Source organism: Zooshikella sp. RANM57 (assembly GCF_050749885.1).
Taxonomy (GTDB): domain Bacteria; phylum Pseudomonadota; class Gammaproteobacteria; order Pseudomonadales; family Zooshikellaceae; genus Zooshikella.
Genome location: NZ_JBOIUB010000007.1, coordinates 84,337 through 102,738 on the forward strand (window position 1 = coordinate 84,337; position 18,402 = coordinate 102,738).

Annotated in this window: 15 protein-coding genes; 7 read left to right on the forward strand and 8 right to left on the reverse strand. The window is 38.2% G+C overall.

Going from position 1 to position 18,402, the window contains the following annotated elements:
* Window positions 1-58 precede the first annotated feature (58 nt).
* The 3 genes from ACQ96U_RS15540 to ACQ96U_RS15550 all read right to left on the reverse strand — a co-directional run bounded on the left by ACQ96U_RS15540 (window position 59) and on the right by ACQ96U_RS15550 (window position 3,833).
* Window positions 59-1,336 carry a sterol desaturase family protein gene (locus ACQ96U_RS15540; RefSeq protein ID WP_431722171.1) on the reverse strand — a complete coding sequence of 426 codons (1,278 nt, stop codon included), beginning with the start codon at window positions 1,334-1,336 and terminating at the stop codon, window positions 59-61.
* 177 nt (window positions 1,337-1,513) lie between these two features.
* Entirely contained in the window at window positions 1,514-2,242 is a 729-nt protein-coding gene (locus ACQ96U_RS15545) for a DUF1295 domain-containing protein (protein ID WP_431722172.1), read from the reverse strand.
* A 406-nt stretch (window positions 2,243-2,648) separates the two neighbouring features.
* Window positions 2,649-3,833, reverse strand: a complete 1,185-nt coding sequence (locus ACQ96U_RS15550; RefSeq protein WP_431722173.1) for an NnrS family protein — start codon at window positions 3,831-3,833, stop codon at window positions 2,649-2,651.
* Between the two features lie 200 nt (window positions 3,834-4,033).
* On the opposite strand from ACQ96U_RS15550, the gene norR reads away from it, so the two are divergent.
* The 3 genes from norR (at window position 4,034) to ACQ96U_RS15565 (ending at window position 8,626) form a co-directional block, all read left to right on the forward strand.
* On the forward strand, window positions 4,034-5,590 hold the full coding sequence (gene norR / locus ACQ96U_RS15555; RefSeq protein ID WP_431722174.1) for a nitric oxide reductase transcriptional regulator NorR: 1,557 nt from the start codon (window positions 4,034-4,036) through the stop codon (window positions 5,588-5,590).
* A 193-nt stretch (window positions 5,591-5,783) separates the two neighbouring features.
* On the forward strand, window positions 5,784-7,463 hold the full coding sequence (gene hcp, locus ACQ96U_RS15560; protein WP_431722175.1) for a hydroxylamine reductase: 1,680 nt from the start codon (window positions 5,784-5,786) through the stop codon (window positions 7,461-7,463).
* A gap of 62 nt (window positions 7,464-7,525) precedes the next feature.
* Entirely contained in the window at window positions 7,526-8,626 is a 1,101-nt protein-coding gene (locus ACQ96U_RS15565) for a 2Fe-2S iron-sulfur cluster-binding protein (protein ID WP_431722176.1), read from the forward strand.
* A 78-nt stretch (window positions 8,627-8,704) separates the two neighbouring features.
* Here ACQ96U_RS15565 and ACQ96U_RS15570 read toward each other — a convergent pair whose 3' ends face one another.
* The 3 genes from ACQ96U_RS15570 to ACQ96U_RS15580 all read right to left on the reverse strand — a co-directional run bounded on the left by ACQ96U_RS15570 (window position 8,705) and on the right by ACQ96U_RS15580 (window position 12,190).
* Complete coding sequence (locus tag ACQ96U_RS15570; RefSeq protein WP_431722177.1) at window positions 8,705-10,570, reverse strand: hypothetical protein; 1,866 nt, start codon at window positions 10,568-10,570, stop codon at window positions 8,705-8,707.
* 629 nt (window positions 10,571-11,199) lie between these two features.
* Window positions 11,200-11,646 carry a MarR family winged helix-turn-helix transcriptional regulator gene (locus tag ACQ96U_RS15575; protein ID WP_431722178.1) on the reverse strand — a complete coding sequence of 149 codons (447 nt, stop codon included), beginning with the start codon at window positions 11,644-11,646 and terminating at the stop codon, window positions 11,200-11,202.
* A gap of 100 nt (window positions 11,647-11,746) precedes the next feature.
* Window positions 11,747-12,190, reverse strand: a complete 444-nt coding sequence (locus ACQ96U_RS15580; protein WP_431722179.1) for a chemotaxis protein CheW — start codon at window positions 12,188-12,190, stop codon at window positions 11,747-11,749.
* A 199-nt stretch (window positions 12,191-12,389) separates the two neighbouring features.
* Between ACQ96U_RS15580 and ectA the strand changes: the two genes are divergently transcribed.
* From ectA to ACQ96U_RS15600, 4 genes are all read left to right on the forward strand, one after another.
* Window positions 12,390-12,905: a diaminobutyrate acetyltransferase gene (gene ectA / locus ACQ96U_RS15585; RefSeq protein ID WP_431722180.1), complete on the forward strand. Its 516-nt coding sequence runs from the start codon at window positions 12,390-12,392 to the stop codon at window positions 12,903-12,905.
* A gap of 181 nt (window positions 12,906-13,086) precedes the next feature.
* Window positions 13,087-14,394 carry a diaminobutyrate--2-oxoglutarate transaminase gene (gene ectB, locus ACQ96U_RS15590; RefSeq protein ID WP_431722181.1) on the forward strand — a complete coding sequence of 436 codons (1,308 nt, stop codon included), beginning with the start codon at window positions 13,087-13,089 and terminating at the stop codon, window positions 14,392-14,394.
* A gap of 144 nt (window positions 14,395-14,538) precedes the next feature.
* Entirely contained in the window at window positions 14,539-14,949 is a 411-nt protein-coding gene (locus ACQ96U_RS15595) for an ectoine synthase (protein ID WP_431722182.1), read from the forward strand.
* Window positions 14,950-15,319: 370 nt separating this feature from the next.
* Window positions 15,320-16,762, forward strand: a complete 1,443-nt coding sequence (locus ACQ96U_RS15600; RefSeq protein WP_431722183.1) for an aspartate kinase — start codon at window positions 15,320-15,322, stop codon at window positions 16,760-16,762.
* Between the two features lie 278 nt (window positions 16,763-17,040).
* Here the strand turns inward: ACQ96U_RS15600 and ACQ96U_RS15605 are convergent, their stop codons facing one another.
* A complete protein-coding gene (locus ACQ96U_RS15605) occupies window positions 17,041-17,313 on the reverse strand; it encodes an RNA recognition motif domain-containing protein (RefSeq protein ID WP_431722184.1) in 273 nt (90 codons plus the stop codon).
* A gap of 593 nt (window positions 17,314-17,906) precedes the next feature.
* Window positions 17,907-18,305, reverse strand: a complete 399-nt coding sequence (locus ACQ96U_RS15610; RefSeq protein ID WP_431722185.1) for a LexA family protein — start codon at window positions 18,303-18,305, stop codon at window positions 17,907-17,909.
* Window positions 18,306-18,402 lie beyond the last annotated feature (97 nt).

Consider the following 18,402-nt stretch of genomic DNA (forward strand, 5'->3'; position numbering starts at 1 on the left):
GTTGCAAAAGCGTATTTTGCAACAGTGTGGGTTGTTAATTATTAATAATGAAAGGGTTTTACTCTGTTAGTAAATTTAATAGGCGGTTTTTTCTTGATAGTGATGGCTTTGAGTTATGAAGTGTATAACATACGAATGATATAAAAGAGGTAAAGATGATTGCGGCTGAAACAATGTTTGTCGGAGTGTAACCTAGCCCTGCCAGACCAGAGAATACAATTAGAATTTGACTTAAAGCTTCTGACTTCCAAGTAACTTTTACACCATCAAATACAATTCCATTGTAGTGACATAACCAAAAGAAAAGAATTGATAGTCCTGTAGTTTGAAGCCAAGGTAAATCATAAAAGTGCAACATTAAATAGGAGAAAACAGCCAAAATCACTACAAACCGAAGCATGCAGGATAGTTTTATCGTTGCAGTAAGTGGTGGATTTTTAGGCTTGAAATCTTTAGAAGGAATATCCGCTATTTTTCCAAGGCATTCTGTTTTGGATAATCCTGCAGGTAGCCATCCTGGTGAGTAAAAAATTGACTTTAGTTTATCAATTAGCGTTTTACTATGTCGAAACTTTTTAACAATAATCCTTAAGTATTGAGTGTTGATCATCAAAGGGCTAAAACTGTTTATTGATTCTCTCACACCATAGGTAACAGGGAACTTATCAGATTCTCTTTGATATGTGCCAAAAAGCCTATCCCAAATGATAAAAATACCTCCATAATTTTTATCAATATACTTGGTGTTTCGTGCATGATGTACTCTATGCAAAGAGGGCGTATTAAATATTTTATCCAAGCGTGGAGTGTGTTTTAAGTACTTGGTATGTATTAAAAATGCCCATGTCATTTGGGTGTAACTCACCGCGAGAAATACTTCAATGGATATTCCAAAGAGCGCCATGGGTATAAATGTTAACCACATGGTAACTTCCATAAAATAACTATTACGAATAGAAACGCCAAAGTTTAAATTTTCTGCTGTATGGTGAACAATATGGTCCACCCAAAAAATACTAATTGCATGATGTACTCTATGATTCCAATAAAAACAAAAATCATAAAAAACAAATGCAATTAGCCAGGTAAGACCGGATGTCTGATCAAGGTCAAATAGAGCAAAATTGCTGTATAAGTAGTTATAGACGGCAATAATACCGACCACCAATATAAAGGTAAAACCTAAGTTTCCCAAAGCGATAGTGGCATTCGTTAAGGTATCATTTACTCTATAACCACGGGTACCTCTAATAAAATCGATTAGTGCAAAAATTATCAATGGCCCAAGATACAGCGGTAGTGTAAATAAAAGCTGTTCACTAAAATCCATACTCATAGTATTTGCTTCCGTTCTTTATTTATCCTTAGCGAATTGCTTTTAGCGTGTTATCTTCTGTATTTATTCTTATGCTACTGCGAAGCTATTCTAATGTATTCATGATACATTAGCCGGATTGTCTTTGTTGGATGTGTAGACAAACCGAGCTAAAAACAATACGCTATGAATAATGATTTAATAGACCCAAGGAATTAGGCACTTAACATTCTTCTTATATTCCAACCAGTCATTACCATAACGTTTTTCTGCCATTTCTTCACTTTTGGGAATTGCGTCACTGAGGTATTGCATCAGGTTAGCGAGTGGTGCGACAACACCCCACCAATTACCTGCCAATAAGCCGAAGCTGACAAAAATTAAGAAATCCCCAAAATAGTTTGGGTGACGAGAGTAACGCCAAAATCCGATATTAATAATCTTGCCTTTGTTACTTGGATTTTGTTTGAATTTACGTTTCTGATAATCGCTACCAAAATGCCAGATACTGCCAATTACATACACGGCTATTGCGGTATATTCTAGGTAAGTGAAAGGGCCTTGCATATCTGCAGCCCAGAAAAAGGGTAAGCAATAGATCCAGCCGAACACATTAACCAGTACAATAGAGAGTACTGCAAATTGTTTTGGAGGAACAATTTCATTTAACTTGGCGGCAGCCGTGTTCTCGTACCATGCTGTTAACACGATATTCATTCGTATCAAGTAAATCACAACAAAGCTCATAATTAATGCTTTGTGAGCTAAGTCACCTTCTCCGAAATAGCAGTAGACCAGTGATACAGGAAGCAGGGTATTAAATCCCCAAATAAAGGCCATATGCATGTCTTTTGATTTGCTTGCGCTTATAAAGACACAAACAGATAACGCAGCGATTACCACTGCTTGGGTGATCCACAGTTCCATTAATGGCTCCTTTTCCTTAAGTGTTTACCTTTGTAAGACAACAAAAGCTATTTGTTAAAGAGATACGCAATCTATAGTATATTTCCATCTTCCAGAAGATTTGGGTAGAGAATAGGCTAACAGATTAGTGAGCTTTCTTCCTACACGCGGTGCAGTGGTAATATACGCATTGTTACGACTATAGAAAATAACATCTCAAGATAACACTACACTTTTTTTTAAATCAAATAAAACAGTTTTTGTTGATATAATTGTTGTCATTTAAGTTACATAAAAACTTAATAAAAATATTAAAAATACGCTGTTTTAAAGCTATAAATAAGGGCACCTTCAAAAAAAATGTATTTTTAGAGGTGCACATAAGTTTGCGTGTAGCTTTGATGGACAGGTTAATTTGATGGATAGGTTAACCAGGTTGTCCATCAGCTCTAGGTTTGATTAGTATGGGGCCAAATATAATGACGAACAGCGCAAAACTCATCATCCAACCTATTCCAGCCAGTGTGATGAGTATATGCAAATGAGTTGGAAATAGAATGACACCAATAGTACGGATCAGGGTCGCAGTAATTAATAATACAAAAGCAGGCCAAAAGCAGGGTCCTTGATAGATATTCCGGCCAGTATGCCCCATAGATACACGCGGAGTCATGGCTAATATCATGCCGCCTAGCCCACCAACGGCAAACATATGAAGCATGGTATGTTGAGTCCATGGAGTGTGATTCAGTCCGTTAATGATCAACCCAAGAGGAATACATAAATAGAATAGGTGGAGTGACCACAGTAGTGGTTCGTTAACAGTACGATACCCCTGCCATCGTAAGAGGCGTATTAGCTGTGTTAAGCCTGCGATTAACATCAGTGGTTGGTTTGATGGTTGGCTTAGATTAGGAAAAAAACATAAAACAAGAAGACAGAGTAATGACAGGTTGGCAGTTAATTCTAGCCAAAGAATCGGTTGAGGCTTATCACAGTTTAACTTTCGTGCAGTAAAAAAAGGCACAACACGACCAGCCATAATCGATATGAGTAAAATAAACCACCATAAAACAGCTTGCCATATAACCAGCGCAGGTATGTTCCAAAGCTTTAATACACTGGCATAGCTAGCAAGATTCATCAGCATTGCTATGAGTAACATGGGCATAAAAAGTAAATTTTGCCAACGTTTAGCGCGAATGACGCGGTAACCTATTTCCCAGCAGGCAAAGGCCAAAAAAATAGTTTCCAGAGTTGCAATCACCCCTAAAGGAACAGGTAGCCAAAATAAAATGCGAGGTAAGCACCAAAGTATAATAAGCAATAGCAGTCTTTTTTCTCGGGTTCCTTGAATACCCGTCCAGTTTTGTACAGCGGTGAGTAAAAAACCGACCACGATCGCCATGGCAAAACCAAATAGCATTTCATGAGCATGCCACCACAATGCTGGAGCGGATAACCAACCTGGCTGACCATAACGAAAAGCCCAAAGCCAAATGCCAAGCGCAATTACCGCATACAGTGCACCTAACAGGAAAAAAGGCCGAAAACCCAGTCTAAGAAGAGGGTGAATACGAGCTTCATAGTGGCGGTCAATAATATTAATCATGGAACCCTTAATGCTTAATCTTTGTTTTTGACGTTAAGAGTGTGCACTCAATTATCGTGCCAATGGTTTTATTGAAGAAAAGATAAAATAGTGGCTTGTCAGGCGCTAACCCAAGCGTCCTTTAGCAAAGTTATTAATGTGCTTCTGGCAATTTTGCAGGTTGTTTGTTGTAATTAATACAACAGTTGAGTTCCTTAAAGATGAAAACCACTTCTCTTATGCACAATGCTCTTGCTCAAGCACTGCTTCAAATAGCGCTAGACCTCAATATACACCTGCCTGAAGGGCATCATTATCAACGATTGATTCATGCGCTTAATGAGGTACTACCTTGTGATGCCAGTGTCTTGTTTATTCTTGATGATCAGGGACTATTGCGTCCAGTGGCAACGGATGGACTAACAGAAGAAGTGTTAGGGCGCCGCTTTGCTCCAACAGCACACCCTCGATTAAAAGCAATTATGGAGAGTCGTAAACCTGTGCGTTTTGCGGCGGATTGTGGGCTTCCAGATCCATTTGATGGGTTATTTAAAAAAGATCCTGATTGTTCTACCGAAGTTCATGCCTGTATGGGATGCTCACTGTATGTGGAAGAAAAACAGGTAGGCATTATTACACTGGATGCTATTGATGTAGGTGCTTTTGATCAGGTTGAAGATGTTACGGTAGAAACATTTGCAGCATTAGCTGCCGCAACTATTCGTAATGTCAGGCTCATGTATGCATTAAAAAAAGCCAATATACACCAGCAAAGTGTAAACCAGTTGCTGATAGAGGAAGCGCGAAGTAAAGGTGGGGAACTTGTAGGTATAAGCCCTCAAATTCAGCGACTCAGAGACAACATTCAATTGGTAGCACAATCTAACTTTGTTGTACTTATACAAGGTGAAACAGGCACAGGGAAAGAGCTGGTTGCTCATGCTTTACATGCGGGCTCTGCTAGAGCAGATAAACCGATGGTATACGTCAACTGTGCTGCACTACCAGAATCAATTGCAGAAAGTGAATTATTTGGTCATGTGAAAGGCGCTTTTACGGGGGCAACGAGCCATCGTGCGGGTAAATTTGAACTGGCTGATGGTGGTACAATTTTTTTAGATGAAATTGGCGAGTTACCCTTATCACTCCAAGCAAAATTATTACGTGTTATTCAACAGGGAGAAGTGCAACGGGTTGGTGCTGATCGTAACCGTCTGGTTGATGTGCGTGTGATTGCCGCGACGAATCGTCAACTTGAGCAAGAGGTTGTAGAAGGCCGCTTCCGTTCTGATTTATTTCATCGCTTACATGTTTTTCCCATTCTGGTGCCAACCCTTCGTGAGCGGGAAGGCGATATTCCTGTATTAGCAGGTTATATTCTCGATAAAGTTCGGCAGCAATTTAAGGTTGAACGTCTCCATATTCATCCACAAGCACTTGCGCGTTTGGAAAACTATGACTGGCCAGGGAATGTACGGGAGCTGGAGCATACGTTGATGCGAGCAGGACTGCGAGTGATTCAACGTGGTCAGACATTGATTACCATAAAGGATTTAGGCTTGGAATTGACGGGTGAACATGATGATGAGCAAGCGTCTGTAAGTTTGCCTTCCCAGTCTATTCCTATGCGTGAAGCGGTAGAAGATTATCAGCGTGCTTTAATTAGGCATGCATTAGATAAGTGTCATGGTGTGTGGAATCAGGCTGCGGGTTTTCTGCAAATGGATCGGGGGAATTTTCATAAGCTAGGGAAAAAATTGGGATTAAAGAAAAAATAGCTGTTGTACTAATAACATCATCTATGTTGTAGAAAGTACATTGATTACTGAATTTATGCCAACCCCGTAGAAATAATAGCTTGTTTTATAAGGTTTTTATAACAAATTGAAGTGATAGTGTAGTTGGCACAACTCCTGCTGAAGCTGGTGATTCATATTATTGACTGATCACTTGTTTAATCAGGAGCTGGAAATGTTCTGTATCCAATGCGAACAAACCATTCAAACCCCCGTCAGTAAGGGCTGTTCATTTGCCCAGGGTATGTGTGGCAAAACGGCTGAGGTTTCAGACCTTCAAGATGTTTTAGTCTATTGCTTACAAGGCGTATCATACTGGGCTGAGTTGGCCCGAGGCTTAGGTATTATCAAGCACGATATTGATGCTTGGGTGCCAAAGGCTTTTTTTTCCACACTCACAAATGTCAACTTTGATCCTATCCGCATTGTACAGTATGCCCTGCAAGCGCAAACATTTAAGCATGAGCTGCAGACACTTGTTGCCGCCCAAGGCAAAACCATCACTAACTTACCTGCTGTCGCGACTTTTTCATTTCCACTATCAACCAATGATGTTGAGCAACTTGCTGCAGAAATAGCTTCATTGGCATCTGAAGTTGCAGTAAACCGTGGAAAAGGCGATGTCAGTAACGATGTGATTGGACTTCGACTGTTGTGTTTATATGGGGTAAAAGGTGCTGCTGCTTATATGGAGCATGCTCGCGTTTTAGGGCAGACTGATCAGGAAATTGCTGGCGCTTTCCACTCAATTTTTGCATGGTTGGGTACTGATCCTACGGATCAAAATGCTTTATTTGAAGCGGCGATGCAGATTGGGCACCTTAATTACCAAATCATGGCATTACTTGACCATGGTGAGACAGAAACTTATGGTCATCCAGAACCCACACTCGTTAACGTAAAACCCGTACAAGGTAAGTGCATTTTAGTATCAGGTCATGATCTTTGTGATCTTGAACTGATACTTAAGCAAACAGAAGGGACAGGTATTAATGTTTATACGCATGGTGAGATGTTACCCGCCCATGCTTATCCCAAACTAAAAAAATATTCTCATTTGGTGGGTAATTACGGGAGTGCCTGGCAAAACCAGCAACAGGAATTTGCACAGTTTCCTGGTTCGATTGTGATGACGTCAAACTGTTTGTTAAATCCAAATGTTGGACAATATGCAGGACGAATATTTACGAGAAGTATTGTTGGATGGCCTGGCGTAAAACATATTGAAGGTGACGACTTTGCTGAAGTGATTGCGTGTGCACAAGCGTTGCCAGGTTTTGCCAGTACGGAAATTGAACAACTGATTACCATTGGCTTTGGACGAAATGCATTAATGGCCGCAGCACCAGCAGTAATTGATCAAGTAAAAGCTGGGAATATTCGACACTTTTTCTTGGTTGGGGGGTGTGATGGCAGTCGTGCTGAGCGTAATTATTTTAAAGAGTTTGCGACTCAAACACCTGAAGATTCGCTGGTCTTAACACTCGCTTGTGGTAAATACCGTTTTAATAAAGAGCCTTTTGGCGAAATTAATGGTATACCTCGACTGTTGGATATTGGCCAGTGTAATGATGCATATTCTGCAATACAGTTGGCATTAGCTTTAGGTGAAGCTTTTAAATGCGATATCAATGACTTGCCATTAACACTGGTTCTGTCCTGGTTTGAACAAAAAGCCATTGTTATTTTGCTGACCTTACTTGCTCTAGGTGTTAAAGGAATTTATACCGGACCGACCGCTCCTGCCTTTCTGACGGATAACTTAATTAACGTCTTACAAGAAAAGTTTGACCTACGCATGATTAGCTCTGTGGCTGAAGATATGCAGACAATTTTGCAAGAAAAAGTAGCATAATTTATAGGATAGCCCCAATGCATAGCATTGGGGCTATCCTGCCGATTATTTGGATAAAAGTCATGAGCAAAAAATTAGCGTCAGGTGGTGTATGGCGTCCTGAGCAATCGCCGTTAATTCTTAATAAACGTTGGCAGGAAACAGGTGATACTGTTAGCTTTGAGTTTATCGCTCAAAATCAAGCACACTTTGAATTTAAGCCAGGCCAGTTTATCAATGTTGAGATTGAAATAGATGGAAAAAAAGAATATAGGGCCTATTCTATCAGCTCTATACCAGGCGATAAATACCTGCAATTAACCATTAAACGGGTAGCGGGAGGGAAAGTATCAAATTGGCTGATTGATAACTTACAGCCTGGTGATCAGTTAAATGCTATTGGTATTGCTGGACAGTTTAATTTAAATGACTGCCAATACGGCAAGCGTATTTTACTGTTAAGTGCTGGCTGTGGTATTACTCCGGTAATATCTATGGCACGTACCTTATTGTCATCCAAGCAATCCATTGATATTGAGTTTATACATTGTGCACGAGATAAAGATAATATTATTTATCATAGTGAAATTAATGTATTAAATGAAAAAAATACAAATTTCAATTGCCAGTTTTTACTGGAGAATAAATTTAATGACCATGATGAATTGGTTGGGTATCTATTTGGAATAATTAATAAAGATAAGCTGGACTTGTTATGTGCTGACTGGCAACAACGAACTATATTTCTTTGTGGACCGACGGCTTTTATGGAAGCAGTAAAAGACATTGTACAAAAAACAGGTTTTGACACTGCAAACTTCCATCAAGAAAGCTTTACACCTAATCAGCAGTATGAATCACATACCGGCTTAGCTAGTTCAAAAGAGAATGTGCTAGGTAGTAGTGCAAAGGAAAGTATTGTTTTTTCTGTCGCTGTTCCTTCATTTAACTATAAAACAGAAGTTATTCAGGGGGCGACATTACTTGACGCATTAGAGCAAGGCGGAATTCCTGTTATTGCTGCTTGTCGTCAAGGTGTATGTGGGTCTTGTAAATGTAAAGTGGCTCAAGGTCAGGTTCACTCAACCTCGACTGAAACAATAACAGATGATGAACAACAGCAAGGTTGGGTCTTAGCCTGTTCAACAATGGTTGAAGGTGATGTAGAGGTGAGTTTATCATAAAAGGATTCAATCTTAGCGTGTCACTAATAATTTACTACCGCATAAATACGGTAGTAAATTGTAAAAGTGAAAATTATTTTATTGCGCGATATGTGTCGTAATACAGTCTAAACCGCCTTGTCTTCTCAATAGAAATTCAGCGACGTTTTCTCCATCTTTTCCTCTACCAGAAACAGTTTTTGAATCTGCTTTACCTACAAAGTAAGTTTTTGTAATACCTTGACCTTGTAAATAATAGGCAAATGCTTCATTGAATGGCTCAAAGCTGGATGCATTGGTGATATAGTAAGCACCACTAGTGCCATGACCAACGATTCCATTTATAAAATTAACATATCGTTTTCCTGTATGAAATACAGCGGGTGCACGATTGACATGTAAACCAATAGCCGCTAATTGCTCTGCGATTTTATTGTATAAAGGTTGGTATTTACGTGACTCTTTTTGAAGGTTTTCCTTCGCTTTAATTAATTCTGGGTAGAATGGATCAGTTTTAGGTGTATTACGCATAACAACATTGATAAGGCTTAATACAGTTTGTGGGTCATTTAACATGACTTCACCTGCATTAAGTGGGCGCATATGCATGTCGATATGAAATGCCGGTTGTGCAACAACAGCTAGATTCTTTCGTTTTACCCCAAGCTCTTTGGCCATAATATCTTTTGTCAGCTCATTCATAGCTAAAAACTTTTTAGCAGCTTCCTCCTTATAAAGGGGGGATTGATCTTTATTAAGATAACGACCTGCTTGCAGCTGAGTAATAGTTTGCGTTACCTCAACGACATCAAAATGCATATTGTTGACGATTTGTTGAATCGCAGATGCTGAATAGAGCGGTTTTTTAGCCATGACAAACTTGATTTTGGCTATCTCGCGTTTAACAAATTCTTCTGCTTTTTTTATCTCGTTGGGATCTTTTAAATCAAACTGAAAGTCTGTGTGGTGTGTTTCATTAAATAAAAGCATGAGTTCATTTAACTGCTCCACAGGAATGTTGAGTTCGCTTGCTATTTTATCAATGGTATCAAAGTCGTTAAATGAGAACGTTAAATATACTCTTGTTCTATAGTTTTCTGCTTGTGTTTCCTTTTGTGTTGTATTAGCGTCTTTCTTTATAAAACCAGTCAGTTCAAGCAGTTTGATATCTACATTAATGTCAGGTCCATAAACGATACCAAATGGGGGGACCTCACGTGGAGGATAATAAAGTCTATTGTCTGTCTTAAGGCGTGCTCTAACAACATCAATACGCTCTGGTGTTAATGTATTATGCAGTAAGGTTGTGGCTAAAACCGAGTCCCGTCCAACAATAGCATAAGGTTCGCCATTTTCTTTTTTTCCGACTAATAAGTTACCTCCGTCTATTACGGATATTGTTTTTTCTATTTTGGCGCCAATGCTTTCTGCAAGCACTTTGGCATTATCAAGATTGGATGATCTGACACCAAACATTTCCTTTTGACCCAAACTGTGATGGCCTTCACGTAGGTAGCCGGTAGAACCTGGTGTTTGGGTTTCGGAAGAAAGTGCTGTAGTGAATGCAGCAAGGTCATCTTTATCGCTACCTTCTAAGGCTATTGCGGGACGGTAAATTTTCGTACCATCTGCTGACATCCACTTGTTATCTTCTGCCCATAACTCTCCATCATCTGTGAGTTTTACGGTAAATCCTTCATTTTTACCAATTTCAGACAGTTCCTCCGCTACAGCTTTAGATTCCTTTAATGAAGAGAGGAAGACGGCACTCATTGTATTATTGATATCATCAATACTTAATGGCAGAGGAGTGACTACGGGCAATCCATTTGTTTGGTTATCAGGTAGTCGATTAAGAATAGGATCGTCTGGAAATATAATGGGCCCATCATTGGGAAACACAATATCTGAAGCGTAGGCTTGTCCGGCAACTAACAAAGCAATAACAGAAGTGATTCTGTTCACATATAACTCCTTACTCATAACAAAATATACCCTTCACGAATCATTTTGATACCCTTAAGGGCACAAGGGGTTTGTTGTCGGTGCTAAAAAACTTTCGTTATGGGTATAGCAATAATAGGCCTATTAATAGGGTGGTTATTAATTAGTAGGTGATAGCTAAGTTGGATACACACGTTGCTGTGTATCACCTGATATATCCTTAGTTGACGCAGTTATAATCTTTGAGCAGCACAATAATATAATCGATTAGATCTCGAATATGATTAATGATTAGGATATATTCTATAGGTATATATACTGCATATGATGTCTGTTGCTTTTTAGAAACAGACCTTGAAACCTGTAGTGCATAAAGTAAGTATAATAGATAATAAAATAAAAAAATCTTTGAAAGACTGCATATTGTTTGATTAAAAATAGTAATAATTGTTATGAGCTATATTAATGATGATTTTTTGATTGGAAATATTAAATTAAATGAAAGAATATTAATGGAATGTTTTTTTTTGTAATGCTATATGAATTCATCTGCTTGGTGGCGCTTAAAAGCTACTTTTATATGGAGGGATAATACAGGGATATGTAAAATTGAATACGTCAGGATTATAGAATTCTTAAAAAATAGATTTTTAGCCTCGGTTAAGTGCTTTAGGTTGTTTTTCCATCATATTTGCAATTCGCTGTAGTACGGAAATAATTAAGTTTTTTTCCCAGTCCTCTAGATTATTGAAATGGTGAATAAAATGTTTATGAAATAGTGCAGGGGGCATTTCTATAATACTGACTCCTTTTGAAGTAAGATGACAATGAACTTTACGTTTGTCCTGCGTGGATCTTTTTCGTATTAATAGATTTTTTTTCTCTAATCTATCAATAATAGTTGTTACTGTAGCTTGACTTAAACTTATTTCCTTTGCCAATTCTTTAATAGTTACTTCACCTTTAGTTTGAATGGCACTTAATAAAACTATTTGTGGGGTAGTTAACCCTGTAGTTTTAACTAAATGGTGTGACTGTAGGTGGTTTGCCCTTATAACTCGACGTAATGCGACTGCAAGATTTTCTATTTCATCCAAAGTAATAATCCCTTCGCTAAATAATAAGAAAATAATATTTTTTTAGCTGTATTTAGTTTGTAAACGAAGGATAAGCACAAGTTTATTGTTACTGTACATGTTAGTCAGTGTTTAGAGTATTACGCTCAATTTCTACGAGATTAGATAAATCAACAAGTATAAGTAGGCCTTTTGCATGTTTGACTGTTCCCTTAATAAATTGAGACTCAGAAAGTTCACCTTCAACATGGGTGGTATTCATTTCACTCTGGTTGAGAGTGACTATCTCGTCAATAGCATCAACAGAAATGCCATATTGGTTTGAAATAGTGTCGAAGATGATAATACATGAGTCCTTGGTAGGTTGGTTTTCGGGTAATTTGAACAACCTTCGAGCAGAGATAATGTACACAACATTGCCGCGAACATTTAACACACCCTCAATGATGTCAGGTGAACCTGGTACGGGGGTTGGCTCGATATAAGGCATAACCTCTCTAACAGTGCTTACTGGATGTACAAAGAGTTCGTTATTTAGCTTGAAGCACAAGTACTGTTTATCCATAAACTAGTAAGATATCTAAGTTTTTAGTTTTTATATATGACATTATCGTAAACATATGTTTAGTGTACTATATATATTTTTGAGTGTGAAATGCGAATTTTTACAAGTTATGATCAATAATTATCGATAAGGTTGATTTATTGGCGTAAATTTGTTTGAATTTTTAGCGTGTAAATATATAGAGTTCTAATAATTAGATATGTATGAATGTGATACAGACAATGTAAAGCTACGGCTACCAAGGCCTAGCGATGGATTTGCTGTTTTTGAACTGATTGGTCTATGCCCTCCACTTGATGTTAACTCTACGTATTGTAACTTGTTGCAATGCACTCACTTTTCGACAACATCAGTTGTTGCTGAACAAAAAGGCAACGTTGTTGGCTTTATATCAGGCTATGTGCTTCCTGAGAGACCCGATTGTCTATTTGTCTGGCAAGTAGCTGTTGCTAAAGAGGCGAGAGGTGCTGGTTTAGCATTACGCATGTTGAGAAGTATATTAGGCAGAACGCATAATCGTCAGGTCAAGAGGCTGGAAACCACCATTACCGCGACAAACCAAGCTTCCTGGGCTCTATTTGAACGTTTAGCACAAGAATTAAAAGCGCCATTCAACAAGTCTGACTTTTTTGATTGCAATAAACACTTTGCAGGGAACCATGAGTCAGAGCTCTTAATGCAAATAGGTCCATTTAATGCTCAACTTGAAGTCTAAGTTTTGTGACTTCATTGGCTTATAAAATAAGGCCTAGTAAAGGTAGTAAAAAATAAAAATTATATGAGTACCTAGTCGTTATTGTGTCATTAACCTTTCTAAGGGAAGGCGTAAGGATTGAGCACCTTTAGAATATATACAGCGCTTTAGGAATAAAGCTAAATAAATTGGGAGAAATAGTGTGAAAATTTTTGATGAGATTGAGTCTGAAGTGCAAAGCTATGCACGTTCTTTTCCGCGTATATTTAATAAAGCCAAAGGCGAGTTCCTTTATGATGAAGAAGGCAACAAATACCTGGACTTTTTGGCGGGAGCTGGCACTTTAAACTATGGTCATAACAATCCCATCTTTAAAGAAGCTTTACTTCATTACATCAGTAATGATGGCATCACTCACGGGCTTGATATGCATACTCGAGCCAAAGGCGAATTTCTTGAGGTATTTAATGAAATAATATTAAAGCCAAGAGGGTATGAGTATGTTATGCAGTTTACAGGACCGACAGGAACTAATGCCGTTGAAGCAGCAATAAAATTAGCGAGAAATGTGACGGGTCGAGAGACAATAGTTTCTTTCACAAATGGTTTTCATGGCGTCACCTTAGGATCATTAGCATTAACGGGTAATTCTCACCATCGGGGTGCCGCAGGTGTCAGTCTAAACGGCAGTATTCGAATGCCTTATGATGGTTATTTAGGTGAGGGCATAGACACGACAGCTTATCTGGATAAAGTATTATCTGATTCAAGCAGTGGCGTAGATAAACCGGCAGCTGTCATTGTGGAAACGGTACAAGGTGAGGGTGGAATTAATGCGGCATCGTTGGAATGGTTGCGTAATCTTGAGGCGGTATGCCGTAAGCATGAGATATTATTAATCGTTGATGATATCCAGACAGGGTGTGGACGGACAGGGGGTTACTTTAGTTTCGAAAAAGCGGGCATCAGACCTGATATTGTAACTTTATCTAAATCGCTCAGTGGTTATGGTTTACCTTTTGCCGTAGTGTTATTTAGACCTGAGTTAGATCGTTGGAAGCCTGGTGAACATAATGGGACATTTCGTGGGAATAACTTAGCGTTTGTTACAGCAAAAATCGCTATAGAGCATTATTGGGCTGATCACCAATTTGCTAATGATATTAAACGAAAAGGTGAGTATATTTCGAAAAGTTTAAAATCAATTGTAGCAAAGTATGGAGAAGGTAATTTTACACCTTGCGGTCGAGGTATGATGCAAGGTATCAATTGTGTTAATGGAGATTTAGCTAATAAAATCACGCGCAAAGCATTTCGCAACGGTTTGATCATTGAAACCAGTGGCGCAGATGACCATGTAGTTAAGTTTCTATGCCCGCTTACCATTACTGATGTTAACTTGAAAAAAGGCATCAATATTGTTGAACAGGCCATTAAAGATGTGTGTGCTGAGGAAAAAATAATTCCAGGTCAGGTTGACTATTTTGAGCCTCAAAAGCTGGCAAGTTAGTATTTCTCAATGGTATGTAAAAAAAGCAGTTCCAATATTGTTAACTTGGTAGATAATGATCAGTTGATACGCAAAGTTATAACTTAGAACTATAGCTAATCAAATCAAGTATCAACATGATTTAATTAATAATTTGGTGATTAAATGATAGTAAGAACATTGCAAGAAAGCGAAACTTGTGGTCGTAAGATTATTTCGCCTGACGGAAACTGGGACAGCACTCGCTTATTGTTAAAAAATGATAAAATGGGGTTTTCCTTTCATATCACAACAATTTATGAAGGAGCTGACTTTCAAATGCATTATAAAAATCATTTGGAGTCTGTTTACTGTATTTCAGGTGAAGGTGAAGTTGAAACAGTAGATGATGGTAAAAAGTATCCTATAAAAGCAGGTACTATTTATATTCTGGACAAAAATGATAAGCATATTCTACGTGCGTTTTCAGAGATGAAAATGGCATGCGTATTCAACCCTCCTTTGAATGGGACCGAAGTTCACAATAAAGAGGGTGCATATGAAGTAGAAGCTGATCCCCTTGCTGTAGCATCTTAATAAGTTATTTTTGTAAGAAGTTGTTTTATACAAACCTGAAAACGGTGTTCCCTTCGCTGAGGGTATTCATGCTATAGGTAACTATATGAGTCTTTTCTAAAAAGGTATACTTTACCCACAACGAAGGGATTTTAGTGGGATTACCCCTGTCTGTTAAGGCAGGCAGTAGCCGTTTTAATCTATACAAAAGCGCTGTTGGTTAAGAGCACCAACAACAAACCAAGGGTATAAAATTGATTCGCGAAGGGTATAAATCAGCTTCAGGTAAGTCCTCGGTTTATATAAGGTTTGTAAAGCGGATTAAATAAATGAAGTTAACACGTAGTTATATTCTGAGGATTATTTCAAAAGGAATTTATGAGGATAGTAAATGAAGATGCATAGTGTAGAAAAAATTGGCGGGACGTCTATGAACGACTTTTCCGCTATTAGGGATAATATCATATTTAAACCAACGGAAAGTAATACCTTATATCAGCGTATTTTTGTTGTTTCTGCTTATGGGGGTATTACCGATCAACTATTAGAATATAAAAAATCTGGACAACCAGGTGTTTTTGCTTTATTTGCGAATGGTGTCAAAGATGAGAGTTGGCAGGATGCACTGGAAAGTTTAAGAGATCGTATATTTTCAATAAATAAAAATCTTTTTTCAGATGAAATATTACTCGAAAAAGCCAATAAATTTATTGGGCAACGTTTAAATGATGCTGAGCGTTGTTTGAAAGATTTGCAACGATTATGTGGTCATGGTCATTTTGCGTTGGACACTCATTTAGCTACTGTCCGGGAGATGCTTGCCAGTATTGGAGAGGCACATAGTGCCTGGAATATGACCCATTTACTTAAGCAGGAAGGTATTGATACTTGTTTTGTGGATCTTACAGGTTGGCAATCGCCTTGTCATCTGGCGTTAGATGATAGAATAACCCAGGCATTCAATACATTGGATTTGAGTAAACAGTTAGCTATTGTTACGGGTTATGCACATTGTGAAAAAGGATTAATGTCATCATATGATAGAGGATACAGTGAAATTACATTTAGCAGAATTGCGGTGTTAACAGAAGCTAAAGAAGCAATTATTCACAAGGAATTCCATCTAAGCAGTGCTGATCCCAAGCTGGTTGGAGAAACGAATGCGGTACCTATTGGAAGAACTAATTATGATGTCGCAGACCAATTAGCTAATCTTGGTATGGAGGCTATTCATCCCAAAGCAGCAAAGGGATTGAGAAAAAATGAAATACCCTTAAGGGTCAAAAATACCTTTGAGCCAGACCATGCAGGTACGTTAATCACAGGAAATTATGTGAGTGATAAACCTTGTGTTGAGATAATTGCAGGCTGTAAAGGTATTTATGCCGTTGAACTTTTTGATCAGAATATGGCAGGTAATATAGACTTTTATGATAAAGAAGTATTAGCCATACTTCATCGCTTTAAAAGTCATCCAATAGGAAAAGATACCAATGCAAATACAATTACGCACTATCTTTCCACTAATTTAAAAACGGTTAAGCGAATACGTCAGGCATTAGAAGACAGGTTTTGTGAAGCACATATTAACCAGCAAAAAGTTGCAATTGTATCAGTCGTGGGTAGTGATATGCAGGTGCCAGGCATGTTAGCCAAAGCGGTACATGCTTTAGCTGAGCAAAAGATTAGTGTTTTAGCTGTACATCAAACGATGCGACAGGTGGAAATGAGATTTATTGTCAGTGAAGATGACTATGAGAAAGCTGTTAAGCACTTACATCGCTGTCTTGTAGAAGTTCATGACCATGGACAAGCGATTTGTTTAGCGTCATAGCTCAAGAATAGTTAAGGCGGTAAGTAGTGTTTTTTGAATTATTATTTTGATTTTTACAACTTTTTGAATATTTGGAAAGCACTAAGTACACATTGTCACAAATAAAGCTGCTTGAATTAATATAAAGAACTTGAATGATTACTCATAGTAGTAAAGGATATTTCTATTTAAGTTCTCTTTCAAGACTGATTATTCTTAGTATCGTTTTGAATCACTATGGATGAAGAATGTATGTAAGCACTATAAGAAATAGTGCTTACTAAAACTGCCTGCAGAGGTTAGTAACGTGCTCTACGTTGAGGACGCTCTCCACGGGGACGTGCTTGATTGACTTTTATATTTCTGCCTTTAAACATACTGTCATTAAAAGCCTTAATAGCGGCATCTGCCTCAGAGTTATCTGGCATTTCAACAAAACCAAATCCTTTAGACTGCCCTGAGAATTTGTCAGTTATAAGATTTACTGTAGACACTTCGCCAAACTCAGAAAACGCGTCTCTCAAGTCATCTTCGGTAACACTGTAAGCCAGATTGCCAACATAAAGATTCATATTTTTTCCTAGTATTTGGTGTGTTGATTGAGATTACGCTATAGAAAACCAAACACACAAATTATCCGATAGCGAAAGCCGACTTTCGGCTTATTCATTATTGCACACACTATGCGTTAGCGACATTAGACTGGCTAGTTTTAGGTATGCGTTCTACTATTCATGGCCTAAGTATCATTTTAGCAACGTTTAAGGACGCTTATCTTACTTTGGTTACTCTGACGATAGCCAGATGATTACTAACAGAAAGCACTTGGAAACCAAGTCTGCCTGGATTACACCAATGGTAAGTATGATATATTCAGAATAGCTTATGTTCTAATTCTTTTAGTTAACAGCTGAATCCTTTCCATACTGTGAATCTATCTGTCATCACAATACCAACTTACAGCGCAAAATAATATTAATTTATGCTAACAAGACATTATTTTTTTAAGCAAAAGGGTATGTTGCTTTATAAAAAGCTTGTAGATCGATGTTTTTAGCAGACGTTTGGTGTAAATGGTATAAAATAACAACTTATTTTGAGTAAGTGGGTGGACAGACTGAAGTCTGATTGATGTATTCTGACAAGTAAGTAGGGAGGGGGATTTTTATCCCCGTTTACTACTTAGTGAGAAAGTAACCACACCTAAAATACGGATGCCATCTTCTTTTACCGCAAGGTCGGCGGTCGTATTGCCTCCTGTGCATAACCATGCACTCAATTCTTTAACCACAAGCTGGCGTATAAGGAGTTGGTTATGGTGACTTGCAACAACAATATCACCATGAGCAGGCTTAAGTGAGCGATCAACAATGAGTAAGTCGCCAGTCTTGATGTGATGAGCATGCATATAGTCATCACCAGCTTCAATGATGAACGTTGCTTCAGGGTGTTTGACCACATAGTTATGTAGGTTGAGACGCTCTTCGACAAAGTGTTGTTTTAATAGTGGAAAGCGGGCTGCTATAGAATGATCAAAGCGTGGAGTTGTTGCCTGTTGTATCATAGCCTTACCATTGAAACTATTGGTGTTGTATATATATACAGTATTATGAAGCATCCATGAACACCAATTAGAATTGCCTATAAACAGTTACCATTGC

Excerpts from the sequence above, each read along its gene's own strand:
- ACQ96U_RS15540 (WP_431722171.1), bottom strand. The coding sequence starts at position 1,336 with ATGAGTATGGATTTTAGTGAACAGCTTTTATTTACACTACCGCTGTAT.
- ACQ96U_RS15545 (WP_431722172.1), bottom strand. The coding sequence starts at position 2,242 with ATGGAACTGTGGATCACCCAAGCAGTGGTAATCGCTGCGTTATCTGTT.
- ACQ96U_RS15550 (WP_431722173.1), bottom strand. The coding sequence starts at position 3,833 with ATGATTAATATTATTGACCGCCACTATGAAGCTCGTATTCACCCTCTT.
- norR (WP_431722174.1), top strand. The coding sequence starts at position 4,034 with ATGAAAACCACTTCTCTTATGCACAATGCTCTTGCTCAAGCACTGCTT.
- hcp (WP_431722175.1), top strand. The coding sequence starts at position 5,784 with ATGTTCTGTATCCAATGCGAACAAACCATTCAAACCCCCGTCAGTAAG.
- ACQ96U_RS15565 (WP_431722176.1), top strand. The coding sequence starts at position 7,526 with ATGAGCAAAAAATTAGCGTCAGGTGGTGTATGGCGTCCTGAGCAATCG.
- ACQ96U_RS15580 (WP_431722179.1), bottom strand. The coding sequence starts at position 12,190 with ATGGATAAACAGTACTTGTGCTTCAAGCTAAATAACGAACTCTTTGTA.
- ectA (WP_431722180.1), top strand. The coding sequence starts at position 12,390 with ATGTATGAATGTGATACAGACAATGTAAAGCTACGGCTACCAAGGCCT.
- ACQ96U_RS15595 (WP_431722182.1), top strand. The coding sequence starts at position 14,539 with ATGATAGTAAGAACATTGCAAGAAAGCGAAACTTGTGGTCGTAAGATT.
- ACQ96U_RS15600 (WP_431722183.1), top strand. The coding sequence starts at position 15,320 with ATGAAGATGCATAGTGTAGAAAAAATTGGCGGGACGTCTATGAACGAC.
- ACQ96U_RS15605 (WP_431722184.1), bottom strand. The coding sequence starts at position 17,313 with ATGAATCTTTATGTTGGCAATCTGGCTTACAGTGTTACCGAAGATGAC.
- ACQ96U_RS15610 (WP_431722185.1), bottom strand. The coding sequence starts at position 18,305 with ATGATACAACAGGCAACAACTCCACGCTTTGATCATTCTATAGCAGCC.